This is a genomic window from Enterobacter sp. ENT03 (assembly GCF_019218745.1).
Taxonomy (GTDB): domain Bacteria; phylum Pseudomonadota; class Gammaproteobacteria; order Enterobacterales; family Enterobacteriaceae; genus Enterobacter_D.
This window is the reverse complement of record NZ_JAHUXA010000023.1, coordinates 1-19873: the sequence shown is the minus strand read 5'-3', so window position 1 is coordinate 19873 and position 19873 is coordinate 1. Positions and strand designations below refer to the sequence as shown.

The window sequence follows — 19873 nt, the reverse complement described above, 5'->3', positions numbered from 1 at the left end:
AGAAACGTTTCTATGGCCTGCCACTCTGGAGCCTATACCCATGTCTGTTATTGATGTTTTAACGGGAACCGAAGTGGAGATCCGCGACGCAGGGCCTGACGATGCGCATGCCGTGGCCGCCATCTACGCATGGCATGTGCTGCACGGGCGCGCCTCTTTTGAAGAAATCCCGCCCACCGTGGAGGAGATGCGTGAACGTATTGAGGCCGTCACCGCTGAAGGGTTGCCATGGCTGCTGGCGCTGTATCGCGGCATTGTGGTCGGCTACTGCTATGCCAAACCCTACCGCCCGCGCCACGCTTACCGTTTTACTCTTGAAGAATCGATTTATGTTGATGCCAGCATGACCGGTCATGGCATCGGCGGGGCGCTAATGGATGCGCTGATCGCCCGCTGCGAGGAAGGCCCGTGGCGGCAGATGATCGCCGTGGTCGGCGACGGCCATAACAATGCCGGTTCCCTGCGTCTGCATGAAAAGCACGGTTTCACCGTTGCCGGTCAGCTGCGCAGCGTGGGATATAAAATGGGTGACTGGCGGGATACGTTGATTATGCAGCGCCCACTCAACGACGGTGACTGGACGCTGCCGGAATAATTAATCGTTCTGCGCGGTTTGCTCGCCTGCGGCACTGCCGCCACTGCTCACCATTTGCGCCGCTTTCTGGCGCTTGTAGGCCAGCGCCGCTGCCGGTACAGGCTGGGCTTTACCGGTTTCGATCCAGGTACGCAGACGGCTGGCATCCGCAAAGTGGGTGTATTTGCCGAACGCATCCATCACCACCAGCGCCACCGATTTGCCGTTAATCACGGTACGCATCACCAGACAGTGACCGGCAGCATTGGTAAAGCCGGTTTTCGTCAGCTGGATGTTCCAGTTATCGCGATAGACCAGATGGTTGGTGTTGCGAAACGGCAGCGTGTACGGCGGATTACTAAAGGTCGCCATCTCTTCCCGCGTGGTACTTAACTGACCGAGCAGCGGATACTGTTTTGTCGCCACCAGCAGACGTGTCAGATCCCGCGCCGTAGAGACGTTATGGATCGACAGCCCCGTCGGCTCCACAAAGCGCGTGTTGCGCATACCTAAGGCTTTCGCTTTGGCGTTCATCGCACGGATAAACGCGTCATATCCCCCCGGATAATGGTGCGCGAGGCTCGCTGCCGCCCGGTTTTCCGAGGACATCAGCGCCAGCAGCAGCATGTTCTTGCGGCTGATTTCACTGTTTAACCGCACGCGGGAATAGATACCTTTCATCTCCGGCGTATGGCTAATATCGACTTTCAGTTTTTCATCCAGCGGCAGGCTGGCATCCAGCACCACCATCGCCGTCATCAGCTTGGTAATAGACGCAATCGGTCGCACTAGATCGGGATGGCTGGAGTAGATCACCTTATTGGTGTTCAGATCGACAATCATCGCGCTGCCGGAGGCGATCTCGGGCTGGGCTGCGGTCGCGACAGCAGACGCTTTTGCCAGCGCCTGGGGAACCACAGGCACGCTCAGTAATAACGCAAGGCTTAATAAGGAAACACGAAATTTCAGCATGGTGAGGCTTCTGATAATGATTCACGCGCGTAATAAGGCGCACCGCTGTTGTCGGCAATAAAATAATGACAAAAGCTGGCAAAGGCATGATAGCCGCCCGCCCCGGTTGTCGCCAGAGAAGAATCGTTGCATAAGTTTGCATTGCTGGCATTCACACCAGCAATGCAATCAGCGGAGGAGCGCCTCAGAACAGCCGATAGCCGTAGCCCCAGAGGATCACCGTGAGCGCCAGCAGCACTTCCAGCACCAGCACGCCAATGGCGAGCGTCGAGCCGGAAAAGTTGAGGCTTTCTTCACGACTGATATTCAGGAAGGTGGGGATGCCGAGATACAGCAGATAACCGGTCCACACCAGCGCCGCCGTGCCCACCAGCGCGCACAGCCAGACCAGCGGATACAGTGCGACGATGCCGCTTAAAAATAGCGGCGTGGCGACGTAACCGGCAAACACCATACAGCGCGCCAGCGACGGTCGCTGCGGTATACCGCGCGCCATCCAGTAAATGACCCTGCCCATGATCGCCACGCCCGCCAGCATCAGGGCATAAAACAGAATGCCGAGATACAAACCGCTGAACAGCGAAAGCTGCATGACATTGCCATCACCGAAATCCCAGCCGATCTGCGTGGTACCGATAAAGGCGCAAATCACCGGAATGGCGGCCATCAGTAATACGTGGTGCGTGTAATGGTGCGAAACCGTTTCGTTTTCGCGTTTAATGACCTGCATTTCACGATCGGGATGGGAAAAGAGTCCCCAGACATGGTTCATAACGCCCCCTCACAGTCAGCCGAACGTCGACCCTGTAAGTATAATGCAGATATTGGTTATTTTTTGAGCGAACCGATAAGTCTGATAAATAATCTGAGGCCCCTCGTGGCGATCCCATTCGCTTTTGAAGGTGTATGCTTTAAATAATGGATATAAACAATGAGTTGAGTTTGTCGTGGATATAAACGGTCTGATAACGCAGTACGGCTATGCGGCGCTGGTGATTGGCAGCGTGGCGGAAGGTGAAACCATTACCCTGCTCGGCGGTGTGGCGGCGCATCAGGGATTGCTTCGTTTCTGGCTGGTAGTGGTATCGGTGGCGCTCGGCGGCACGATTGGCGACCAGCTGTTGTACCTGCTGGGGCGGCGTTATGGCGAGCGCATTTTACGGCGCTTTTCCCGCCATCAGAAAAAAATCCGCCGCGCGCAGAAGTTGATCCAGCATCGGCCCTACCTGTTTGTGATTGGATCGCGGTTTATGTACGGCTTTCGCATCATTGGCCCGCTGCTGATTGGCGCAAGTCATTTGCCGCCGAAACTCTTTCTGCCGCTTAATATTCTCGGTGCCATTGTCTGGGCGCTGATTTTCACCACGCTGGGCTATGTTGGTGGTGAGGTGATAAGCCCGTGGCTGCATAACCTGAATCAGCATCTTAAGCATGGGGTGTGGATCGTGCTGGCGGTGGCGATTGCGCTGGCGCTGCGTTACTGGTTCACGCACCGCCACGCTAAGGATGAGGACGACTAAGCCGGGCAACGGCCCGGCGCGGTAACGTTATTTCGCGTTAAATTGCGGGTTTGCCAGCATAAAGCCGCCATCGACGATAAACGACTGGCCCGTGGTGTAGCTCGCATCTTCCGAGCACAGCCACCCCACCAGGCTTGCGATCTCCTGGGTTTTACCTGGACGGGTGAGCGGCACAATCGGCAGCGAACCGTCTTTGGCGTCCTCATCGTCCATGTCATTCATCGGGGTGGCGATGGCACCAGGCGCGACGGCGTTGACCAGAATACGGTGATCCACCAGCTCCAGCGCCATAGATTTGGTCAGCCCGCCCAGCGCGTGTTTAGCGGCGGTATAGGCGCTGGCCTCCGGTAGCGGCGTGTGCTCGTGCACCGAAGTGATATTCACAATGCGCCCGCCCTGCCCCTGCTGCGCCATTTTCCGCGCGGCAATTTGCGAGCACAAAAACGCACCATCCACATCAACGGTAAAGACCGCACGCCAGTCGTTAAACTCCACGTCGAGAAACGGCGCTTTGCTCATCGCCCCGGCGTTGTTTACCAGCGCATCAATACGTCCGAAACGTTCGATCAGCGTGTTGATGGCCTCAGCGCCTTCCGGCAGATGCCCCAGATCAAGATGCACATGCTCTGCGCGACGCCCCAGGGCTTCTACTTCCCTCGCCGTGGCTTTTGCCCCTTCCTCATCGGAATGCCAGGTAATACCAATATCGAAGCCCTGTTTAGCCAGCACCAGCGCGCATTGTTTGCCAATACCTGAATCTGACGCCGTAACAATGGCTACTTTGTTCGTCGAAACCATGTGGAACTCCTCCGGGGAAATATGCCGGGAACGGCAAAGAGGTAAGTATAGGAGGTTCGCGAAGGGTAAAAGCCTGATGCACAAACGATCTTGCCCGCTGACCAGGCAAAGCCGGAAATGTTTGCCTACACTAATGCGTGCAGGCATATGACTCTTAAAAGGAAAGGACGATGAAAATTTTATTATGGGCGGTTTTGATTATTTTTCTGATTGGGCTGTTGGTGGTGACCGGCGTGTTTAAAATGATTTTCTAAAAATTGCCCCCGTTATGGGGGCAAGTCATTTACAGGGCTACCGAATCAATCGCCGCCGCAATGGCGGATGAGTGCTTCAGGGTACGCACCTGTTCAAACAGCGCAGTGGCCTCAACATATTCTTTGCGTAAATAGCCTAACCACTGTTTGATACGCGCCACGTGATACATCCCGGTGTCGCCCTGCTTCTCAAGCTGGCTGTAGCGCTGTAACAGCTGCACTACTTCCGGCCACGGCATGCGCGGTGCGTTGTATTTCACCACGCGGCTTAAGTTCGGTACGTTGAGTGCGCCCCGACCAATCATCACCGCATCGCAGCCGGTGACCGCCATGCAATCCTGCGCGCTTTGCCAGTCCCAGATCTCGCCATTGGCTACTACCGGAATACGCAGGCGTTTGCGGATCTCGCCAATCGCCGCCCAGTTGATGCGCTCGGCTTTATAACCATCTTCTTTAGTACGGCCATGCACCACCAGCTCGCTGGCCCCGGCCTGCTGGACCGCATCGGCGATTTCGAACTGGCGATCGCCGGAATCCCAGCCGAGGCGGATTTTTACCGTCACCGGCAGATGCGCAGGCACCGCTTCACGCATCGCTTTTGCGCCACGGTAAATCAGATCGGGATCTTTGAGTAAGGTGGCGCCGCCGCCGCTACCGTTGACCAGCCTGGACGGGCAGCCGCAGTTGAGATCGACGCCCCAGGAGCCAAGCTCGACGGCGCGGGCAGCGTTCTCTGCCAGCCAGTGTGGGTATTGTCCCAGTAGCTGCACGCGCACCGGTGTGCCGCTGGGAGTGCGGCTTTGATGCTGTAATTCCGGGCAGATTTTATAAAACGATTTTACCGGCAACAGTTGATCGACCACGCGCAAAAATTCGGTGATGCAGTGATCGTAGTCGTTTACCCCGGTCAGCAGCTCGCGCACCAGCGAATCGAGCACGCCTTCCATCGGAGCCAGTAATACACGCATAACAATACCCAATGATTAAGAGGCGCGTATGGTAGCGTCTCCGGGCCGGTGATGAAAGGGTCAAGCCGCCGGATGAACGGCCGTTTTACGCCTAATCTTGTGTGAATGCATAACGTTAATCACGGGTTTGTTTGTTATGCTCGGCTGCAGGTTGTGACCGGTAGCACATTTCAGAATTTAATTGTATGATGAATGCGTCTCATCAAAGGTAGTCACCATGAATAAATCACTCACTGTTGTCTGGCAATATCTGCGTGCGTTTGTCCTGATTTATGCCTGCTTGTATGCCGGTATCTTTATCGCCTCGCTGCTGCCGATCACCATTCCCGGCAGTATTATTGGCATGCTAATTATGTTCCTGCTGCTGGCGTTGCAAATTCTGCCGGCAAAATGGGTGAACCCCGGCTGCTATGTGCTGATCCGTTATATGGCGCTGCTGTTCGTGCCGATTGGCGTCGGGGTGATGCAATATTATGACGTGCTGATCGCCCAGTTTGGCCCGGTGGTGGTCTCCTGCGCCGTCAGTACGCTGGTGGTGTTTCTGGTGGTCAGCTGGAGTTCGCACATTGTGCATGGTGAACGCAAAATCGTCGGCGAGGAGGAGCAGAAACAATGATGGCTTCCATCTGGTGGTCTTTGCCGCTGACGCTGGCGGTATTTTTCGCCGCGCGCAAACTGGCGACCCGCGTGCGTATTGCGCTGCTGAACCCACTGCTGGTTTCGATGGTGGTGATCATTCCGTTCCTGCTGCTGACCGGCATTCCTTACGAACGCTATTTTCAGGGCAGTAAAATCCTCAATGATCTACTGCAACCGGCGGTCGTCGCGCTGGCCTATCCGCTCTACGAGCAGCTGCATCAGATCCGCGCCCGCTGGAAATCCATTATTACCATCTGCTTTGTCGGCAGCCTGGTGGCGATGGTGACCGGCACCTCTATTGCGCTGTTAATGGGGGCGACGCCGGAAATCGCCGCCTCTATTCTGCCAAAATCTGTGACCACGCCGATTGCGATGGCGGTGGGCGGCAGCCTCGGCGGTATTCCCGCCATCAGCGCCATGTGCGTGATTTTTGTCGGCATTCTGGGTGCGGTATTCGGCCACTCCCTTCTCAATGTGATGCGTATTCGCACCAAAGCGTCGCGCGGTCTGGCGATGGGTACAGCCTCGCATGCGCTGGGTACCGCCCGCTGTGCGGAGCTGGATTATCAGGAAGGCGCATTCAGTTCGCTGGCACTGGTGATCTGCGGCATTATCACGTCGCTATTAGCGCCATTTATCTTCCCGTTGATCCTCGCGGTAATGGGCTAAAATTTGCGATGCGTCGCGCAATTTTCATTTGAATTTCATAAGTTGCATACACAGTGTGATAATAATCACATATAAAGGCCTTAACGGCCCGTAAACTACGCTCCCATTACACTGTTATGAGGCAATGCCATGCATTCACGTTTTCACGCTGCTTTCGCAAGTCTCGCGGCGGATCTGCAATCCGCCCTGGCCCCCCTTCTGGCGGATGAGCACTTCCCTGCCCTGCTGACCGCGGAACAGGTCGCCATGCTTAAAAATGCAACGCGACTGGACGAAGACGCACTGGCGTTCGCGCTGTTACCCCTTGCCGCAGCCTGCGCCCGCACGCCGGTGTCGCACTTTAACGTCGGTGCCATTGCGCGCGGCGTCAGCGGTACCTGGTATTTTGGCGGCAATATGGAATTTATCGGCGCGACCATGCAGCAAACGGTGCATGCCGAGCAGAGCGCCATCAGCCACGCGTGGCTGCGCGGGGAGAAATCCCTCGCCTCCGTCACCGTTAATTACACGCCTTGCGGCCATTGCCGTCAGTTTATGAACGAACTGAACAGCGGCCTGTCGCTGCGTATTAATCTGCCGGGTCGCGATCCGCATACGCTGGCAGATTACCTGCCGGACGCGTTCGGACCGAAAGATCTGGATATTAAAACGCTGCTGATGGACGACGAAAATCACGGCTTTGCGGTTACCGGCGATGCGCTGACGCAGGCGGCGATCGCCGCGGCGAACAAGAGCCATGCGCCGTACAGTCAGGCCCCGGCCGGGCTGGCGCTGGAGTGCCGCGACGGTACGCTGTTTGCCGGTCGTTACGCCGAGAACGCCGCCTTTAACCCGTCTCTGCCACCGCTACAGAGTGCGCTGAACCTGCTCAGCCTGAACGGGTATGATTACCCGGACATTCAGCGCGCGGTGCTGGCGGAAAAAGCCGAAGCGACACTCACCCAATGGGATGCAACCGCCGCCACGCTGAAAGCCCTTGGCTGCCAGAATATCGAGCGCGTACTGCTTGCCTGATTCCCTTTCACTGCGGGCGTTCAGGTCCGCAGTGATGAAAATCCCCGCAATCGAATCACCGTTTCTTGCGCAAAACCGACGCGTAAAGTAGCCTGAGTGAAATTTCCCCCATTATTGAGCTATCTGCATGTTGAAGCGTTTGTTTTACAGCCTGTTAGTCTTCATCGGCTTACTGGTGTTTACTGCGCTTGGACTGGACCGCTGGATAAGCTGGAAAACCGCGCCTTATATCTACGACGATCTGCAAGATTTGCCTTACCGCCAGGTGGGGGTGGTGCTCGGCACCGCCAAATATTACCGCACCGGCGTCATCAACCAGTATTACCGTTACCGTATTCAGGGGGCGCTCAACGCCTATAACAGCGGCAAGGTGAATTACCTGTTGCTGAGCGGCGATAATGCCCAGCAGAGCTATAACGAACCGGTGACGATGCGTAAGGATTTGATGGGCGGCGGCGTCGATCCGCAGGACATCGTGCTGGATTATGCCGGGTTCCGTACGCTGGATTCTATTGTGCGCACGCGTAAAGTCTTCGATACCAACGACTTCATCATCATCACCCAGCGTTTTCACTGCGAACGGGCGCTGTTTATCGCGCTGCATATGGGGATCCAGGCGCAGTGTTATGCGGTGCCATCGCCAAAAGATATGCTGACCGTGCGCGTGCGTGAATTCGGTGCGCGGCTCGGCGCGCTGGCGGATCTGTATATTTTCAAACGCGAGCCGCGTTTTCTCGGCCCGCTGGTGCCGATCCCAAATATCAGTGAACCCTCCGATGACGCCCAGGGTTATCCGGCGGTGACACCGGAGCAGCTCAGCGACCAGCTGAGCAAACCCAAAGGACGTTAAGCGGAAATTTTATCGGCCCACGCGATGGATTGTTTCATCGCGTCAATGACGGTCGCCTGATCCAGCCTGAAACTGTCCATCAGCGCCGTGGCGTTGTCCCAGTCCTGCTCCTCATAGAAACGGGCGAGCATCAGGAATTGCCAGCTGACCCCTTCCTGCTTCGTCAGCGCATCCATCACATTTTCAGGCAACAGAATTTGCAGGAACAGATCTTCCATCGAAATACCCAGGATGGTGTCGAGCAGCGAGAACAGTCCACAGAAGAAGGCATCGCTGGCCAGCCTGGCGTTGCCGGTTTTTTTCGCCATCAGTTCACAAAACATGCCGCGCACCAGGCTCATATGGTAAAGCTGATCGGTTTTCACATCCGCCATGTTGGTCAGGCAGGAGATCGAGACAAAGCGCCGCACTTCGTTGATGCCTAAATAAAGCAGCGTGTCCCGGAGGGTAGCGTTTTTACCCAGCACGATACCGCGATTATTGAACAGAACGTTTTTGGTGTAGCGCATCAGGGTATAGGAGAGGGTCAAATCACGCTTGAGGTAATTCTCAACCTTAGACAGATCCGGATCGGGGGTGTTTACTTCCTGAATAAGCTGTAGCTGTAATACTTTACCAGGGGACAGGCGTTTATTTTTTATAATTTCCGGCTTGCTGTAAAAATAGCCCTGATATAAATCGAAGCCAAAAGCTTTGTAGCGCTCGAATTCTTCCGCGGTTTCGACTTTTTCCGCCAGTAATTTTACTTTGCTAAGGTATTTCTTATGCTGGTTAATGTACTGGGTTATTTCCTCGAAGGAATAGGCACGGATGTCGAACTTCACAATGCTGATGTACGGCATAAAACGTTCCCAGCCGTTCTCCAGCGTGAAGTCATCGAGGGCAATTTTAAAGCCCCAGCCATACAACCGACGCACCGCATCATGCAGTTCATCAGTGGGTTTCGCCGTTTCGAGGATTTCAATCACCACTTTGTCGTGCGGCAGCGTATCCGCAAAACCCTGGACGATCATCTCGGGTGGGAAGTTGATAAAACAGTTGTTATTGCCGACCAGTTTGGGCAACGAGGTTGAAAGAAACAGATCGGCGATGATCTGTTTAGTCGCATATTCCGGCGAAACATCCGGAAAACGATTCGTCATGCCGTCGCGAAAAAGCAACTCATAGGCGACGGTCGACATGCTCTTGTCAAATACCGGTTGCCGGGCGATGAATGAATACATGAAACAGCCTCCATGGCGTATGCGCATTGACGGAAATGACTGTCGCGATCCGCCCTCTAAAACTTGCTTAATCTTATAACATGATTTTGCAATTTATTCCCGGCAGGCGCTGTGACGCGCCTTCATAATTAATAAGCATAGCCTGGCGGGGTTAATCGCGCCTGTGCAGGGGGTGGTCTTTTTCATCTTCACAACCCAGGGGGAAAATGCGCTATTCTCGTTTGACGTGGGCACATATTGACGCTTTCGCTGTCTGAGTTTCATGAGCCGGGAGGCGAATTCTTAAGGTTACTTTAAGCTGATAAGCACTATACTCTCTATGGCTTTAACATTATTTTTACACCGAGCCACCACGTTCAGGAAAGCAGGAAGGGGATCACCATCGACAGAATAGCCAAAATCGCGCTGCGTCGCCGGGGCATTGGCGTCAGAGAAAAAGTTGTTCGCTATCGCGGTCAGTCGGTGTTATTCCGCCTGAACGGCGAGAAGTATGACGTGTACACCAACGAAGAAAAGATCGCTTCTCTCGAAACGAATAATATTAACGAAGCCATCCAGCTGTATAAAACCCTTGAAGCCAAACATTAAGGTGCCGGGCGGTACTGCGCTTACCCGGCCTGCATGGTACTGCCTGCAGGCCCGACAAGCCTCGTGCCGCCGGGCAATCCAGCCATAAAAAAACCCACGTTACCGTGGGTTTTTTGTTTGTGACGATACTTATTTTTTGCGCGCGTACTTCAGGGAGTCCAGCGCCACGGCGAAGATGATGATGCCGCCTTTGATAATGTACTGCCAGTACGGGTTCACGCCGATATAGGTCAGACCGTAGTTGATAACGGTGAAGATGATCACACCGGTCACCACACCGAACACGGTACCCACACCGCCGCTAAAGGAAACGCCGCCCACTACGCAGGCTGCGATGGCGTCCAGCTCGTACATGAAGCCGAGGTTGTTGGTTGCCGAACCGATACGGCCCGCTTCCAGCATACCGCCGAAGGCATAGAACACGCCGGACAGCGCATAGATCATCAGCAGGTTCAGCGCCACGTTCACACCAGACACTTTCGCCGCTTCCGGGTTACCCCCGATAGCAAAAATGTTTTTGCCGAAGCGGGTTTTGTTCCACAGCACCCAGACGAACGCCACCGCAATCAGCGCGTAGAAGGTGATGTACGACAACCGGAATGTGCCAAGTGCCACAAAGCCCTGGGTAAAGGTCGAGAAGCCGGAATCAAAGCCGGAAATCGGCGACGCGCCCACGAAGTCGTAGTACAGGGAGTTGATACCGTAAACGATGATCATGGTGCCAAGGGTGGTGATAAACGGCGTTACGTTCAGGTACGCAATGATAATGCCGTTGATAAGGCCAATGATCGCGCCAATGACGCAGACAATAGCCACGACCACAATAATCGGCATGGTCGCCATCTCCGGGAACACCTTGTTGGCGTTTTCCATCGACTGCAGAAGCGTTGCCGCCACCACCGCCGCCAGACCCACCTGACGCCCCGCTGACAGGTCAGTACCCTGGGTGACAATCAGCCCTGCCACACCCAGCGCGATAATAATACGCACCGATGACTGGGTAAGAATGTTACTTAAGTTCAGCAGGCTTAAAAATGTTGGATCCTGGAAAATAATAATGGCCAGTAACACTAAAAGAACGACGTAAATACCGCCCTCTTTCAGATAAGTGAGAAAGCTTTTTTTATTTAACGCACTCATGAGGAGCCCCTGATCTTAAAGGTGCAAAGACGCAAGACGCAAAATTTCGTTTTGCGTTGTCGTTTTAGTGTCAACAATTCCGGAAACGAGGCCATTGCTCATTACCAGAATACGGTCTGTGATCCCTAACAATTCCGGCATTTCAGACGAAATGATAATGATCCCTTTGCCTTTTTTAGCCAGCTCTGCAATGAGCTGATAAATTTCGAATTTCGCACCTACGTCGATACCGCGCGTCGGTTCATCAAGCATCAGTATTTCCGGCTGGGTCAACAACCAACGGCCGATAATCACTTTTTGCTGGTTACCACCCGACAGAGAACCAATTTGCGTGCGATGACCCGGCGTTTTAACGCGCATAGCGTCAATAACCCACTGGGTATCACTCTTCATGCGGGAATTATCCAGCAAGCCGACTTTATTTTTGTAGTTCTGAATATTGGAAATCAGTGAGTTGAATCCGATGTCCAGATAGGCGTAAATCCCCGTTGAGCGGCGCTCTTCGGTAACCAGCGCAAAGCCGTTATTAATGGCTTCGTTGGCATTATGGTTATTAATCGACTTATTGTGCAGCTTGATCGTACCGGATGATTTTTCGCGAATACCAAACAAGGTTTCCACAATATCGGTACGCTTCGCCCCTACCAGCCCGGCAATACCGAGAATTTCGCCTTTGCGCAGGTCGAAGGACACATCGCGAATGGACGGCTGACGCAGTGAGGTCAGGTTGCGCACTTCCAGAATGGTTTCGCCCGGTACGTTTTGCTTGTCCGGGAAACGCTGGTTCAGCGAGCGACCCACCATCATGGCGATGATTTTGTCCATATCCAGCCCTTCCAGCGGCTGGGTGGCAATCCACTGTCCGTCGCGCAGAATAGTGATTTCATCACACAGCTGGAATATTTCTTCCATTTTGTGCGAGATATAGACAATGCCGCAGCCACGATCTTTCAGCTTACGGATAATTTTGAACAGATGATTAACTTCTTTTTCCGTCAGCGATGAAGTGGGTTCATCCATGATGACGATTTTAGCGTCGTAGGAGAACGCTTTCGCGATTTCAATCATCTGCATTTGCGAAACAGATAACGTACCGACGCGCGCTTTCGGGTCAATATCAATATCCAGTTCGTCGAAAATATCTTTGGTGTCTTTATACATTTTGTCCTGATCGACAAACACGCCTTTGGTGGGATAACGCCCCAGCCACATGTTGTCCATTACAGAACGTTGTAATACCAGGTTTAATTCCTGGTGAACCATTGAGATACCATTTTCCAGTGCTTCCTTGGTGGAATGGAAATCGATCTCTTTCCCCTGAAAAAGTATGCTGCCGGAATCTTTTTGATAGATCCCAAAAAGGCATTTTAATAATGTGGATTTGCCCGCCCCGTTCTCACCCATTAATGCATGGATGGAATGTGGACGAACTTTTAAATTCACATTATCGAGCGCCTTAACGCCAGGAAACGACTTGTTGATACCGCTCATTTCCAACAAGAATTCGCCTGACGACTGAGTATTATTGCTGACCATATTTATACCTTGTTGGCCTGGCACATCGCGTTATAAAAGGGCGCAAATGAATGCGCCCAGTGGAACGTTCTTATTTGTTGCTGAACTGAGACAGGTTTTCTTTATCAACACCGACGTAAGGAATACGAACAACTTTGTTGTCGAGTTTCCAGTCAGTGCCGGCAGTGGCTTCTTTACCGTCGGCGAGGTTTTTCGCCAGATCGAAGGTCGCTTTCGCCTGGTTGTTGGCATCGTTCAGCACGGTACCGGCCAGTGCGCCAGATTTAACCAGTGCCAGCGCTTCTGGCAGGGCATCCACACCAAATACCGGAACAGCGGATTTGTTGTGAGCTTTCAGTGCTTCTACCGCACCCATTGCCATCGCATCGTTGTTGGCGATAACCACTTCGATTTTGTTAGCGTTCGGGCCAGAGAGCCAGGCGTCCATTTTGTCTTTCGCCATTGCGGTATCCCACATGGCGGTATCCATTTGCAGCTGCTGGGTTTTGATGCCCTTGTCGTTCAGCTCTTTGATAACGTAGGTAGTACGTGCTTCAGCATCCGGGTGGCCCGGCTCGCCTTTCAACAGGACGAACTGGATCTGGCCGTCTTTGTTCAGATCCCAGCCCTGGTTTGCTGCCCAATGTTTGGCAATCAGATCGCCCTGGATAATACCGGACTCTTTAGAGTCAGTACCGACGTAATACGCTTTGTCGTAGCTGTCCAGCGCTTTACGTGAAGGTTCTTTGTTGTAGAAAACGATAGGAACGTTTTGACCACGTGCTTTTTCGATAACCGTGCCCGCCGCTGCCGGGTCAACGAGGTTAATGGCCAGGGCTTTCACGCCTTTCGCCAGCAGAACGTCGATCTGGTCGTTCTGTTTGGACTGGTCGTTCTGCGAGTCGTTCATCAGCAGTTCAACGCCCTGCGCTTCTTTAGCATCTTTCTCAATGGCTTTACGCACAACAGACATAAAGTTGTCGTCGTATTTATAAATGGTCACACCAATACGGGTATCCGCAGCATTTGCAGCCGCGCCAAAAAGCATGCTTGCCATAACAGCAGACAGAGTCAAAACCTTCTTATTCATGGTATCTCCGGGTTTATGCAGGGTAGTTCTTGTGAATAATGATCGGCAGGGCAGCAGGTTGGTGAAACGTTACTGTCGCCGAAGGTCACTTAAAATTATTGTCTTCCGTGTTCGGTAACGCTCCAGTGTTCGATCTGTTCGCCGTTTGTGGGGCAACGGTACGACGAATCAGCTTCCTTACCGTTACATTCTGTTTCAGCCCCTGGAACGCTGACATCATAGTCATGGCGATGTTAAGATACTGTGAATTTACTCACAGATTGAAAACGGTTACATACAAGATCGTTATAAGTTAGTGATCGACGACACAGTTTGCCTCGCCGCCACTGAATGCCGCCGCACCAGCGTCGGCATAAAGCAATGAGAATCAGCAGGATCCAGCATTCCTGCCGCCCCCTGCAACGCCAGTTCCGTCGCCAGTTTCGCCATGGAAGCGATGGGATAACGCACCGTGGTGAGCTGGGGATCGGTGTAGCGGGCAATGGGAATATCATCGAAGCCGATGAGTGATAAATGCTGTGGCACCGCAATGCCGTTGTCTTTCAGCGCCGTCAGCGCGCCGGCGGCCATGCTGTCGTTATAGGCAAATACCGCGGTCAGTTGCAGGTTGCGGCCCAGCAATTCAACCATCGCCGCCTCCCCGCCCTGCATATCTGGCTCACCAGTGCCGGTCCAGCTTTCCGGGGCGACAATCCCCTGCTCTGCCAGCGCCCGTTGCCAGCCTTCGCGGCGCAGATCGTTATCTTCAATGTGATGACTGGACGCCAGATAGCCGATGCGCTGATGGCCGTGACTCAGCATCATGCGCGTCGCCATCATCGCGCCGCTGACGTTGTCCAGCGCCACGCAACGATGGGCATAACCGGGCACGACGCGGTTGATCAATACCATGCCGGGGATCTGCTCCATAAAGCCCGCCAGCTCCTCATCGCTGAGGGCTTTTGAGTGCACAATCAGGGCGTTACAGCGCTGACGTATCAGTACCTCAATGGCATGGCGCTCTTTTTCCGCTTCGTGATAACTGTTACCGATCAGCACATATTTCTGATGCTGCTGGGCGACCATATCCACCGCTTTAACCAGCGCGCCGAAGAAGGCATCGGAGACATCCATCACCACCACGCCAATGGTATCGCTGACCTGCGTCGCCAGCGCCTGGGCGTTGGCATTCGGACGATAACCCAGCTGCGCCACAGCCTTCATCACGGTTTCCCGCGTTTCCGGGCTGACCAGCGCGCTGTTATTGAGCACACGGGATACCGTCGCGACGGAAACGGCCGCGAGGCGAGCCACGTCACGAATGGTGATCATAGACATTTTCTTTTCTCAGGTTGCAACAGCTCACAGACACCCCCTGTGTTTAGCAAGAGGGGTATTCTGTCAGTCGGCGGCGGGATCCAGCGTGAAGAACATCACACAGATGGAAACGGTTACATCCGTTTTGTTAATGATTGTGATCCAGATCGTTATCTGGATGTATGGGACAATGAAACGCCTGACGCACGCGCGGTAAGCTGTCGCCACAGCCATTCAACCGGGCCCTGGCGGAAACGGCGCAACCACCACACCGAGAACAACAGATTCACCACCCAGATAACGGGCACAAAAGCCAGCAGTTGCAGGCGGTCGAATTTCATAAACAGATTGAAGTGATAGAACAGCGTGGTGCAGATAAGGGTTTGCAGCAGATAGTTGCTGAGCGCCATGCGTCCGACACACACCACCGCATTAACCAGCTTCAGGCGGCTTAACGTCGGCCAGTAGCCGTAAGCCAGCGCAGCATAGCCCAGGGTTTGCAGCGGCGCGCTCAGTTCGCGGGGGGCCTGCAGTAAAAAAGCACACCAGCGATAATCCCAGCCAAGCTGCCACTGGGCGATCACGGACGGAATATTGATCAGCAGGCCGACGGCGATCAGCAGCAACCCGCTACGGCGGTAGTGGCTAAGGCTGAACTGCCCTTTCAACCAGCCGCTGCGCATCAGCGCCGCGCCCACCAGCATCAATCCTGCCAGCTGCCAGCCATATTGCGCACCGATGGCGAGCAGCGTGTCGGACAACATGTCTGCCCGGTTACTGATGGCTTCAAGCCCGCCGGTGGTTTTCCACCAGTTTTCATATTGCAGATTAGCGGCATCCGGGATCCACGAGCGGTTCGGCTCATTCCCGGCGATACCCCCCAGCAGCAACAACACCGCTATTCCGATGAGATACAGCGCGACGCCGGTGTTAAACAGCGTTTTCAGTGATGACGCATCGCGGATCATGCGCCAGCACACCAGCCCGACGAGACCATAGGCCAGCAAAATATCGCCGTCCCACAACAGCAGACCGTGCATAAAACCCAACAGCACTAACAGCGTTAAGCGGCACTGGATCCAGCGTTTGCCCCGCCCCTGCAATAATTGCAGCCCGGCGCCAAACAGAATGGCAAATAACGAAAGGAATTTAGCCTGTGCGAAGACATCGAGCAGCGCCCAGCTCCAGGCATCCCGCAAGGTGATGTCGCCGTACCACGCCGGATTAAGGTAAGCCGCCTTCGGTAAACCGAAGGCGTTAATATTCAGCAGCAAAATCCCCAGAATGGCAACGCCACGAATAAAATCCAGCGTGACATGACGTTCCATGAATGTTGCCTGCCTCAATTAGTTGTGATGACGTACCGCGCGCAGGAACTCCTGGCGGGTGTTCTGGCTGGATTTGAATAATCCGCCCAGCGAGGTGGTGGTGGTGGCGCTGGTGGCATCACGAATGCCGCGCGCTTTGACGCAGTAATGCACCGCATCAATAGAAACGGCCACATTGTTAGTGCCAAGCAGCGTTTGCAGGGCGGTGAGGATCTGCTGCGTTAAGCGCTCCTGCACCTGCGGGCGCTGGGCGAAAAACTGCACAATGCGGTTAATTTTCGACAGGCCGATCACCGCATCTTTCGGGATATAGGCCACGGTCGCTTTGCCGTCGATGATCACAAAATGGTGTTCACAGGTACTGGTCAGCGTGATGTCACGTACCGTCACCATCTCGTCGACTTTCATTTTGTTTTCGATAACGGTGATCTTCGGGAAATTGGCGTAATCAAGGCCGGAGAAGATCTCATCCACGTACATTTTGGCGATACGCTGCGGGGTTTCCATCAGGCTATCGTCGCTTAGATCGAGATTTAACAGTTGCATGATCTCGGTCATATGCCCGGCAATCAGACGCTTACGGGTTTCGTTGTCGATGTCGGCCGGTGCGCGCAACGGGGTTTCCAGGCCGCGGGCGACCAGGGCTTCATGCACCAGTGCGGCTTCTTTACTCAGTGATGGCATCTCTTTATTCTCCTGCAGGTGTCGCTATCCTTTGCCGCTTAGCAGACAAAGTGCGCAGTCATTGTGCGTGAGGTCACGCACATAATCCAGTGTATTCACCGCGATAATTATTGAAATCGTTACGACCTTTCTTGCTGACGTTTCCACACCAGCCCGCCGCCGATAAACAGCGCCATCCCCGCCAGACCCAGCGCCGGCTCCAGTTGCCGGGTCAGCCAGGTAGAGAGCGCGGAGGTCATCGGCCCCACTAATTGCCCGATCGCGTAACCGGTGGTCAACAGTCCGGCCATATAGCGCGCGTGCGTCGGGGCCAGCTCACGTCCACACACCAGCGACAGCTGCACCGCACAAAGAAAACCGCCGCCCACCAGCAGCGCCCCGCTCACCAGCCCGGCCATCCCCGGCAGCAGCCAGGCGGCAATCACCCCTGCCCCCTGTAGCCAGAGCACGACGGCCAGCCGCTGATGGCTGCGTCCAACGTGGCGTAAGGCGATGCTCAGCGCAATGCCAAGCACCGCCGCCGCGCCAAATACCGGCCAGACAAACTGGGCGAAAACGCTGCCAGGGAAGCGCTGGGCCGCCATCTGCGATAAGAAGGTGGCCGGAAGGATGTAGCCAAAGCCCGCGAGGCTGTAGCTCCAGACCAGCCGTTTAATGTCACGGGTGAGCTGCAACGGCTGCGGCTTTTCGCCGCTGCGGTGAAGCTGTCCCGGTCGCGGTAGCCAGCGAGCGATAAGTGCGATCAATACCAGCGCCAGTACGCCATAGACCTGCCAGCCCGCCGCCGCGGATAACGCTTCAGACTGAATGCCGATCGCCAGCAGGCCGCTCAGGGCGATGCCCGCCCCCGGCCCGGCAAACACGGCGGCGTTCAGGCCAGGCTTACCCGCGTGGGCCAGCTGGTCGGTGATCCACGCAGCGGTCAGCACCATCGCCCAGCCGCTCATCATGCCGATCACCAGCCGCAGCAGGCCGTGGGCAATGGCGTTATCCGCCAACGCCGAAAGAAACGTCAGCGCCACGGCACCAAAAACACCGGCGTACAGACGGCTTTCCACGTGCCGGTGCGCGCGCATGGCATCCCACGCCCCCAGCAGATAACCGAGGTAGTTCATGGCGGCCACCAGCCCGGCGCTGGTCAGGGTGAGCTGAGCGTCGCGGATCATCAGCGGTACCTGCGGGGTAAAAGCGAAACGACCAATCCCCATCGCCACAATCAACGCCACAAATCCACTGAGCGCAATTCTGAGCGCCATCTGCATCCCATAAGTTAATGTAAAGTTGTGTTTATGATGCAGTATGTTGCAGATATGCGGAAGTGAAAGTTACTCACGGCAAAGTGAATGTCTGTATGATAACCCCTTCTTTTTGCGTATGACGAGTAGAGGAATTTCGCATGGAAATGCTTGAAGAACACCGTTGTTTTGACGGCTGGCAGCAGCGCTGGCGTCATGACTCCGCCGTACTGAACTGTACGATGACGTTCAGCGTGTTTTTACCGCCAGAACGCCGGGAAACGCCGCCGCCAGTGCTCTACTGGCTCTCCGGCCTGACCTGTAATGACGAGAACTTTACCACCAAAGCCGGGGCGCAGCGCGTGGCGGCAGAGCTGGGCATTGTGCTGGTGATGCCGGATACCAGTCCGCGCGGCGATGATGTCGCCGACAGCGAAAGCTATGATCTGGGCAAAGGCGCAGGCTTTTACCTGAACGCCACCCAGCAGCCGTGGGCGGCGCATTACCGGATGTATGATTATCTGCGCGATGAGCTGCCGGCGTTGATCCGCGCGCAATTTAACGTCAGCGATCGTTGCGCCATCAGCGGACATTCGATGGGCGGTCACGGCGCGCTGATCATGGCGCTGAAAAATCCGGGCCGCTATACCAGCGTGTCGGCGTTTGCCCCAATCGTGAATCCATGCCAGGTGCCGTGGGGGCAGAAAGCCTTTAGCGCTTATCTGGGCGATAATGTTGCCGACTGGCTGGCATGGGACAGTTGTGCGCTGATGTTAAACAGCAAGCCGGATGAGGCAATCCCGACGCTTATCGATCAAGGTGACAGCGATCAGTTTCTGGCCGATCAGCTCCAGCCTGCACGCCTCGCGGAAGCGGCACGCCAGACCGGCTGGCCGCTGACCCTGCGCGTGCAGCCAGGTCATGATCACAGCTACTACTTTATTGCGTCCTTTATTGAAGATCATCTGCGCTTCCATGCGCAGCATTTATTGAAGTAACGGTGTGCCCGGCGGCGCTGTGCTTGCCGGGCCTACAACGGCATGTTACGTAGGCCGGGAATGACGCGCATAGCCGCCACCCGGCACATACCCGAGTGTAGGCCGGGTAAGGCGCAGCCGCCACCCGACACATGCCCGGATGTAGATACTGTTATGCCATGCAAGCATTTTCCTCATGCAGCGTGGCATCGAACGGGCGTCCTGATTTCAGGACGCCATACGCCACCTGGGCAAGCTTACGCATCATCGCCCCGATTATCAGCTTCGCTCCCTTGCCGTTCTTCTCCAGACGCTCCCTGAACGTTTTTCCCCACGCCGTTTTGTACAGCGCCACCATCGCCGGCATATACAGCGCCCTGCGCAGCGACACATGACCCGCCTTACTCATCCGGCTCGCCCTGTGCACACTGCTCCCCGAGTCGTGCTGCCGCGGCGTCAGTCCCGCGAACGCCGCGAACTGTCTCGCCTGTCCGAACCGCTCTTTCAGCCCCGCATACGCCAGCAGCACCGCGGAGGTC

22 protein-coding genes are annotated in these 19873 nt (G+C 55.0%); 9 read left to right on the top strand and 13 right to left on the bottom strand.

Going from position 1 to position 19873, the window contains the following annotated elements; all coding sequences use genetic code 11:
- The first annotated feature begins 40 nt into the window (after positions 1-40).
- Positions 41-595, top strand: a complete 555-nt coding sequence (locus tag KW828_RS19620) for a GNAT family N-acetyltransferase (RefSeq protein WP_218337933.1) — start codon at positions 41-43, stop codon at positions 593-595.
- Here the strand turns inward: KW828_RS19620 and pbpG are convergent, their stop codons facing one another.
- Entirely contained in the window at positions 596-1546 is a 951-nt protein-coding gene (pbpG, locus tag KW828_RS19615; protein ID WP_218337932.1) for a D-alanyl-D-alanine endopeptidase, read from the bottom strand. It lies immediately after the preceding gene.
- Between the two features lie 184 nt (positions 1547-1730).
- Complete coding sequence (locus tag KW828_RS19610) at positions 1731-2318, bottom strand: Yip1 family protein (protein ID WP_218337931.1); 588 nt, start codon at positions 2316-2318, stop codon at positions 1731-1733.
- Between the two features lie 175 nt (positions 2319-2493).
- Here KW828_RS19610 and KW828_RS19605 point away from each other — a divergent pair, with 175 nt between their 5' ends.
- The gene (locus KW828_RS19605; protein WP_218337930.1) at positions 2494-3066 is read left to right on the top strand and encodes a DedA family protein; all 573 of its coding nucleotides are present in this window, start codon (positions 2494-2496) and stop codon (positions 3064-3066) included.
- Positions 3067-3093: 27 nt separating this feature from the next.
- Here the strand turns inward: KW828_RS19605 and KW828_RS19600 are convergent, their stop codons facing one another.
- Positions 3094-3864: an SDR family oxidoreductase gene (locus KW828_RS19600; protein WP_218337929.1), complete on the bottom strand. Its 771-nt coding sequence runs from the start codon at positions 3862-3864 to the stop codon at positions 3094-3096.
- Between the two features lie 170 nt (positions 3865-4034).
- Here KW828_RS19600 and yohP point away from each other — a divergent pair, with 170 nt between their 5' ends.
- Positions 4035-4118, top strand: a complete 84-nt coding sequence (yohP, locus tag KW828_RS22165; protein WP_071785213.1) for a small membrane protein YohP — start codon at positions 4035-4037, stop codon at positions 4116-4118.
- A gap of 29 nt (positions 4119-4147) precedes the next feature.
- Here yohP and dusC read toward each other — a convergent pair whose 3' ends face one another.
- Positions 4148-5086: a tRNA dihydrouridine(16) synthase DusC gene (gene dusC / locus KW828_RS19590; RefSeq protein WP_218337928.1), complete on the bottom strand. Its 939-nt coding sequence runs from the start codon at positions 5084-5086 to the stop codon at positions 4148-4150.
- A gap of 217 nt (positions 5087-5303) precedes the next feature.
- Between dusC and KW828_RS19585 the strand changes: the two genes are divergently transcribed.
- The 4 genes from KW828_RS19585 to sanA all read left to right on the top strand — a co-directional run bounded on the left by KW828_RS19585 (position 5304) and on the right by sanA (position 8258).
- Entirely contained in the window at positions 5304-5702 is a 399-nt protein-coding gene (locus tag KW828_RS19585) for a CidA/LrgA family protein (protein WP_218337927.1), read from the top strand.
- On the top strand, positions 5699-6394 hold the full coding sequence (locus tag KW828_RS19580; protein WP_218337926.1) for a CidB/LrgB family autolysis modulator: 696 nt from the start codon (positions 5699-5701) through the stop codon (positions 6392-6394). Before KW828_RS19585 ends, KW828_RS19580 begins: the two co-directional genes overlap by 4 nt.
- 129 nt (positions 6395-6523) lie before the next feature.
- Entirely contained in the window at positions 6524-7408 is an 885-nt protein-coding gene (cdd, locus tag KW828_RS19575; RefSeq protein ID WP_218337925.1) for a cytidine deaminase, read from the top strand.
- A gap of 127 nt (positions 7409-7535) precedes the next feature.
- Positions 7536-8258 carry an outer membrane permeability protein SanA gene (gene sanA / locus KW828_RS19570; RefSeq protein WP_218337924.1) on the top strand — a complete coding sequence of 241 codons (723 nt, stop codon included), beginning with the start codon at positions 7536-7538 and terminating at the stop codon, positions 8256-8258.
- Here the strand turns inward: sanA and KW828_RS19565 are convergent.
- Complete coding sequence (locus KW828_RS19565; protein ID WP_218337923.1) at positions 8255-9481, bottom strand: EAL and HDOD domain-containing protein; 1227 nt, start codon at positions 9479-9481, stop codon at positions 8255-8257. The genes sanA and KW828_RS19565 overlap by 4 nt on opposite strands.
- 462 nt (positions 9482-9943) lie before the next feature.
- On the opposite strand from KW828_RS19565, the gene KW828_RS21985 reads away from it, so the two are divergent.
- The gene (locus KW828_RS21985; protein ID WP_256350287.1) at positions 9944-10069 is read left to right on the top strand and encodes a hypothetical protein; all 126 of its coding nucleotides are present in this window, start codon (positions 9944-9946) and stop codon (positions 10067-10069) included.
- Positions 10070-10198: 129 nt separating this feature from the next.
- On the opposite strand, the gene mglC is transcribed toward KW828_RS21985, so the two are convergent.
- The 7 genes from mglC to KW828_RS19525 form a co-directional block, all read right to left on the bottom strand.
- Complete coding sequence (mglC, locus tag KW828_RS19555; RefSeq protein ID WP_218337922.1) at positions 10199-11209, bottom strand: galactose/methyl galactoside ABC transporter permease MglC; 1011 nt, start codon at positions 11207-11209, stop codon at positions 10199-10201.
- Between the two features lie 15 nt (positions 11210-11224).
- Positions 11225-12745, bottom strand: coding sequence for a galactose/methyl galactoside ABC transporter ATP-binding protein MglA (gene mglA, locus KW828_RS19550; protein WP_218337921.1), 1521 nt, complete (start codon positions 12743-12745; stop codon positions 11225-11227).
- A 70-nt stretch (positions 12746-12815) separates the two neighbouring features.
- Positions 12816-13814, bottom strand: coding sequence for a galactose/glucose ABC transporter substrate-binding protein MglB (gene mglB / locus KW828_RS19545; protein ID WP_218337920.1), 999 nt, complete (start codon positions 13812-13814; stop codon positions 12816-12818).
- Positions 13815-14099: 285 nt separating this feature from the next.
- Positions 14100-15125: an HTH-type transcriptional regulator GalS gene (gene galS / locus KW828_RS19540; RefSeq protein ID WP_218337967.1), complete on the bottom strand. Its 1026-nt coding sequence runs from the start codon at positions 15123-15125 to the stop codon at positions 14100-14102.
- 155 nt (positions 15126-15280) lie between these two features.
- Positions 15281-16438 carry a DUF418 domain-containing protein YeiB gene (gene yeiB / locus KW828_RS19535; RefSeq protein WP_218337919.1) on the bottom strand — a complete coding sequence of 386 codons (1158 nt, stop codon included), beginning with the start codon at positions 16436-16438 and terminating at the stop codon, positions 15281-15283.
- An 18-nt stretch (positions 16439-16456) separates the two neighbouring features.
- The gene (gene folE / locus KW828_RS19530) at positions 16457-17122 is read right to left on the bottom strand and encodes a GTP cyclohydrolase I FolE (protein ID WP_218337918.1); all 666 of its coding nucleotides are present in this window, start codon (positions 17120-17122) and stop codon (positions 16457-16459) included.
- Between the two features lie 119 nt (positions 17123-17241).
- Positions 17242-18378, bottom strand: a complete 1137-nt coding sequence (locus tag KW828_RS19525; RefSeq protein WP_218337917.1) for a YbfB/YjiJ family MFS transporter — start codon at positions 18376-18378, stop codon at positions 17242-17244.
- A gap of 140 nt (positions 18379-18518) precedes the next feature.
- On the opposite strand from KW828_RS19525, the gene fghA reads away from it, so the two are divergent.
- Positions 18519-19355 (top strand): S-formylglutathione hydrolase, encoded by an 837-nt coding sequence (gene fghA, locus KW828_RS19520; RefSeq protein ID WP_218337916.1) that lies wholly within the window; start codon positions 18519-18521, stop codon positions 19353-19355.
- A 151-nt stretch (positions 19356-19506) separates the two neighbouring features.
- On the opposite strand, the gene KW828_RS19515 is transcribed toward fghA, so the two are convergent.
- Positions 19507-19873, bottom strand: a 367-nt coding sequence (locus tag KW828_RS19515) for a transposase (protein ID WP_218336403.1), incomplete at its 5' end; no start/stop codon positions are given.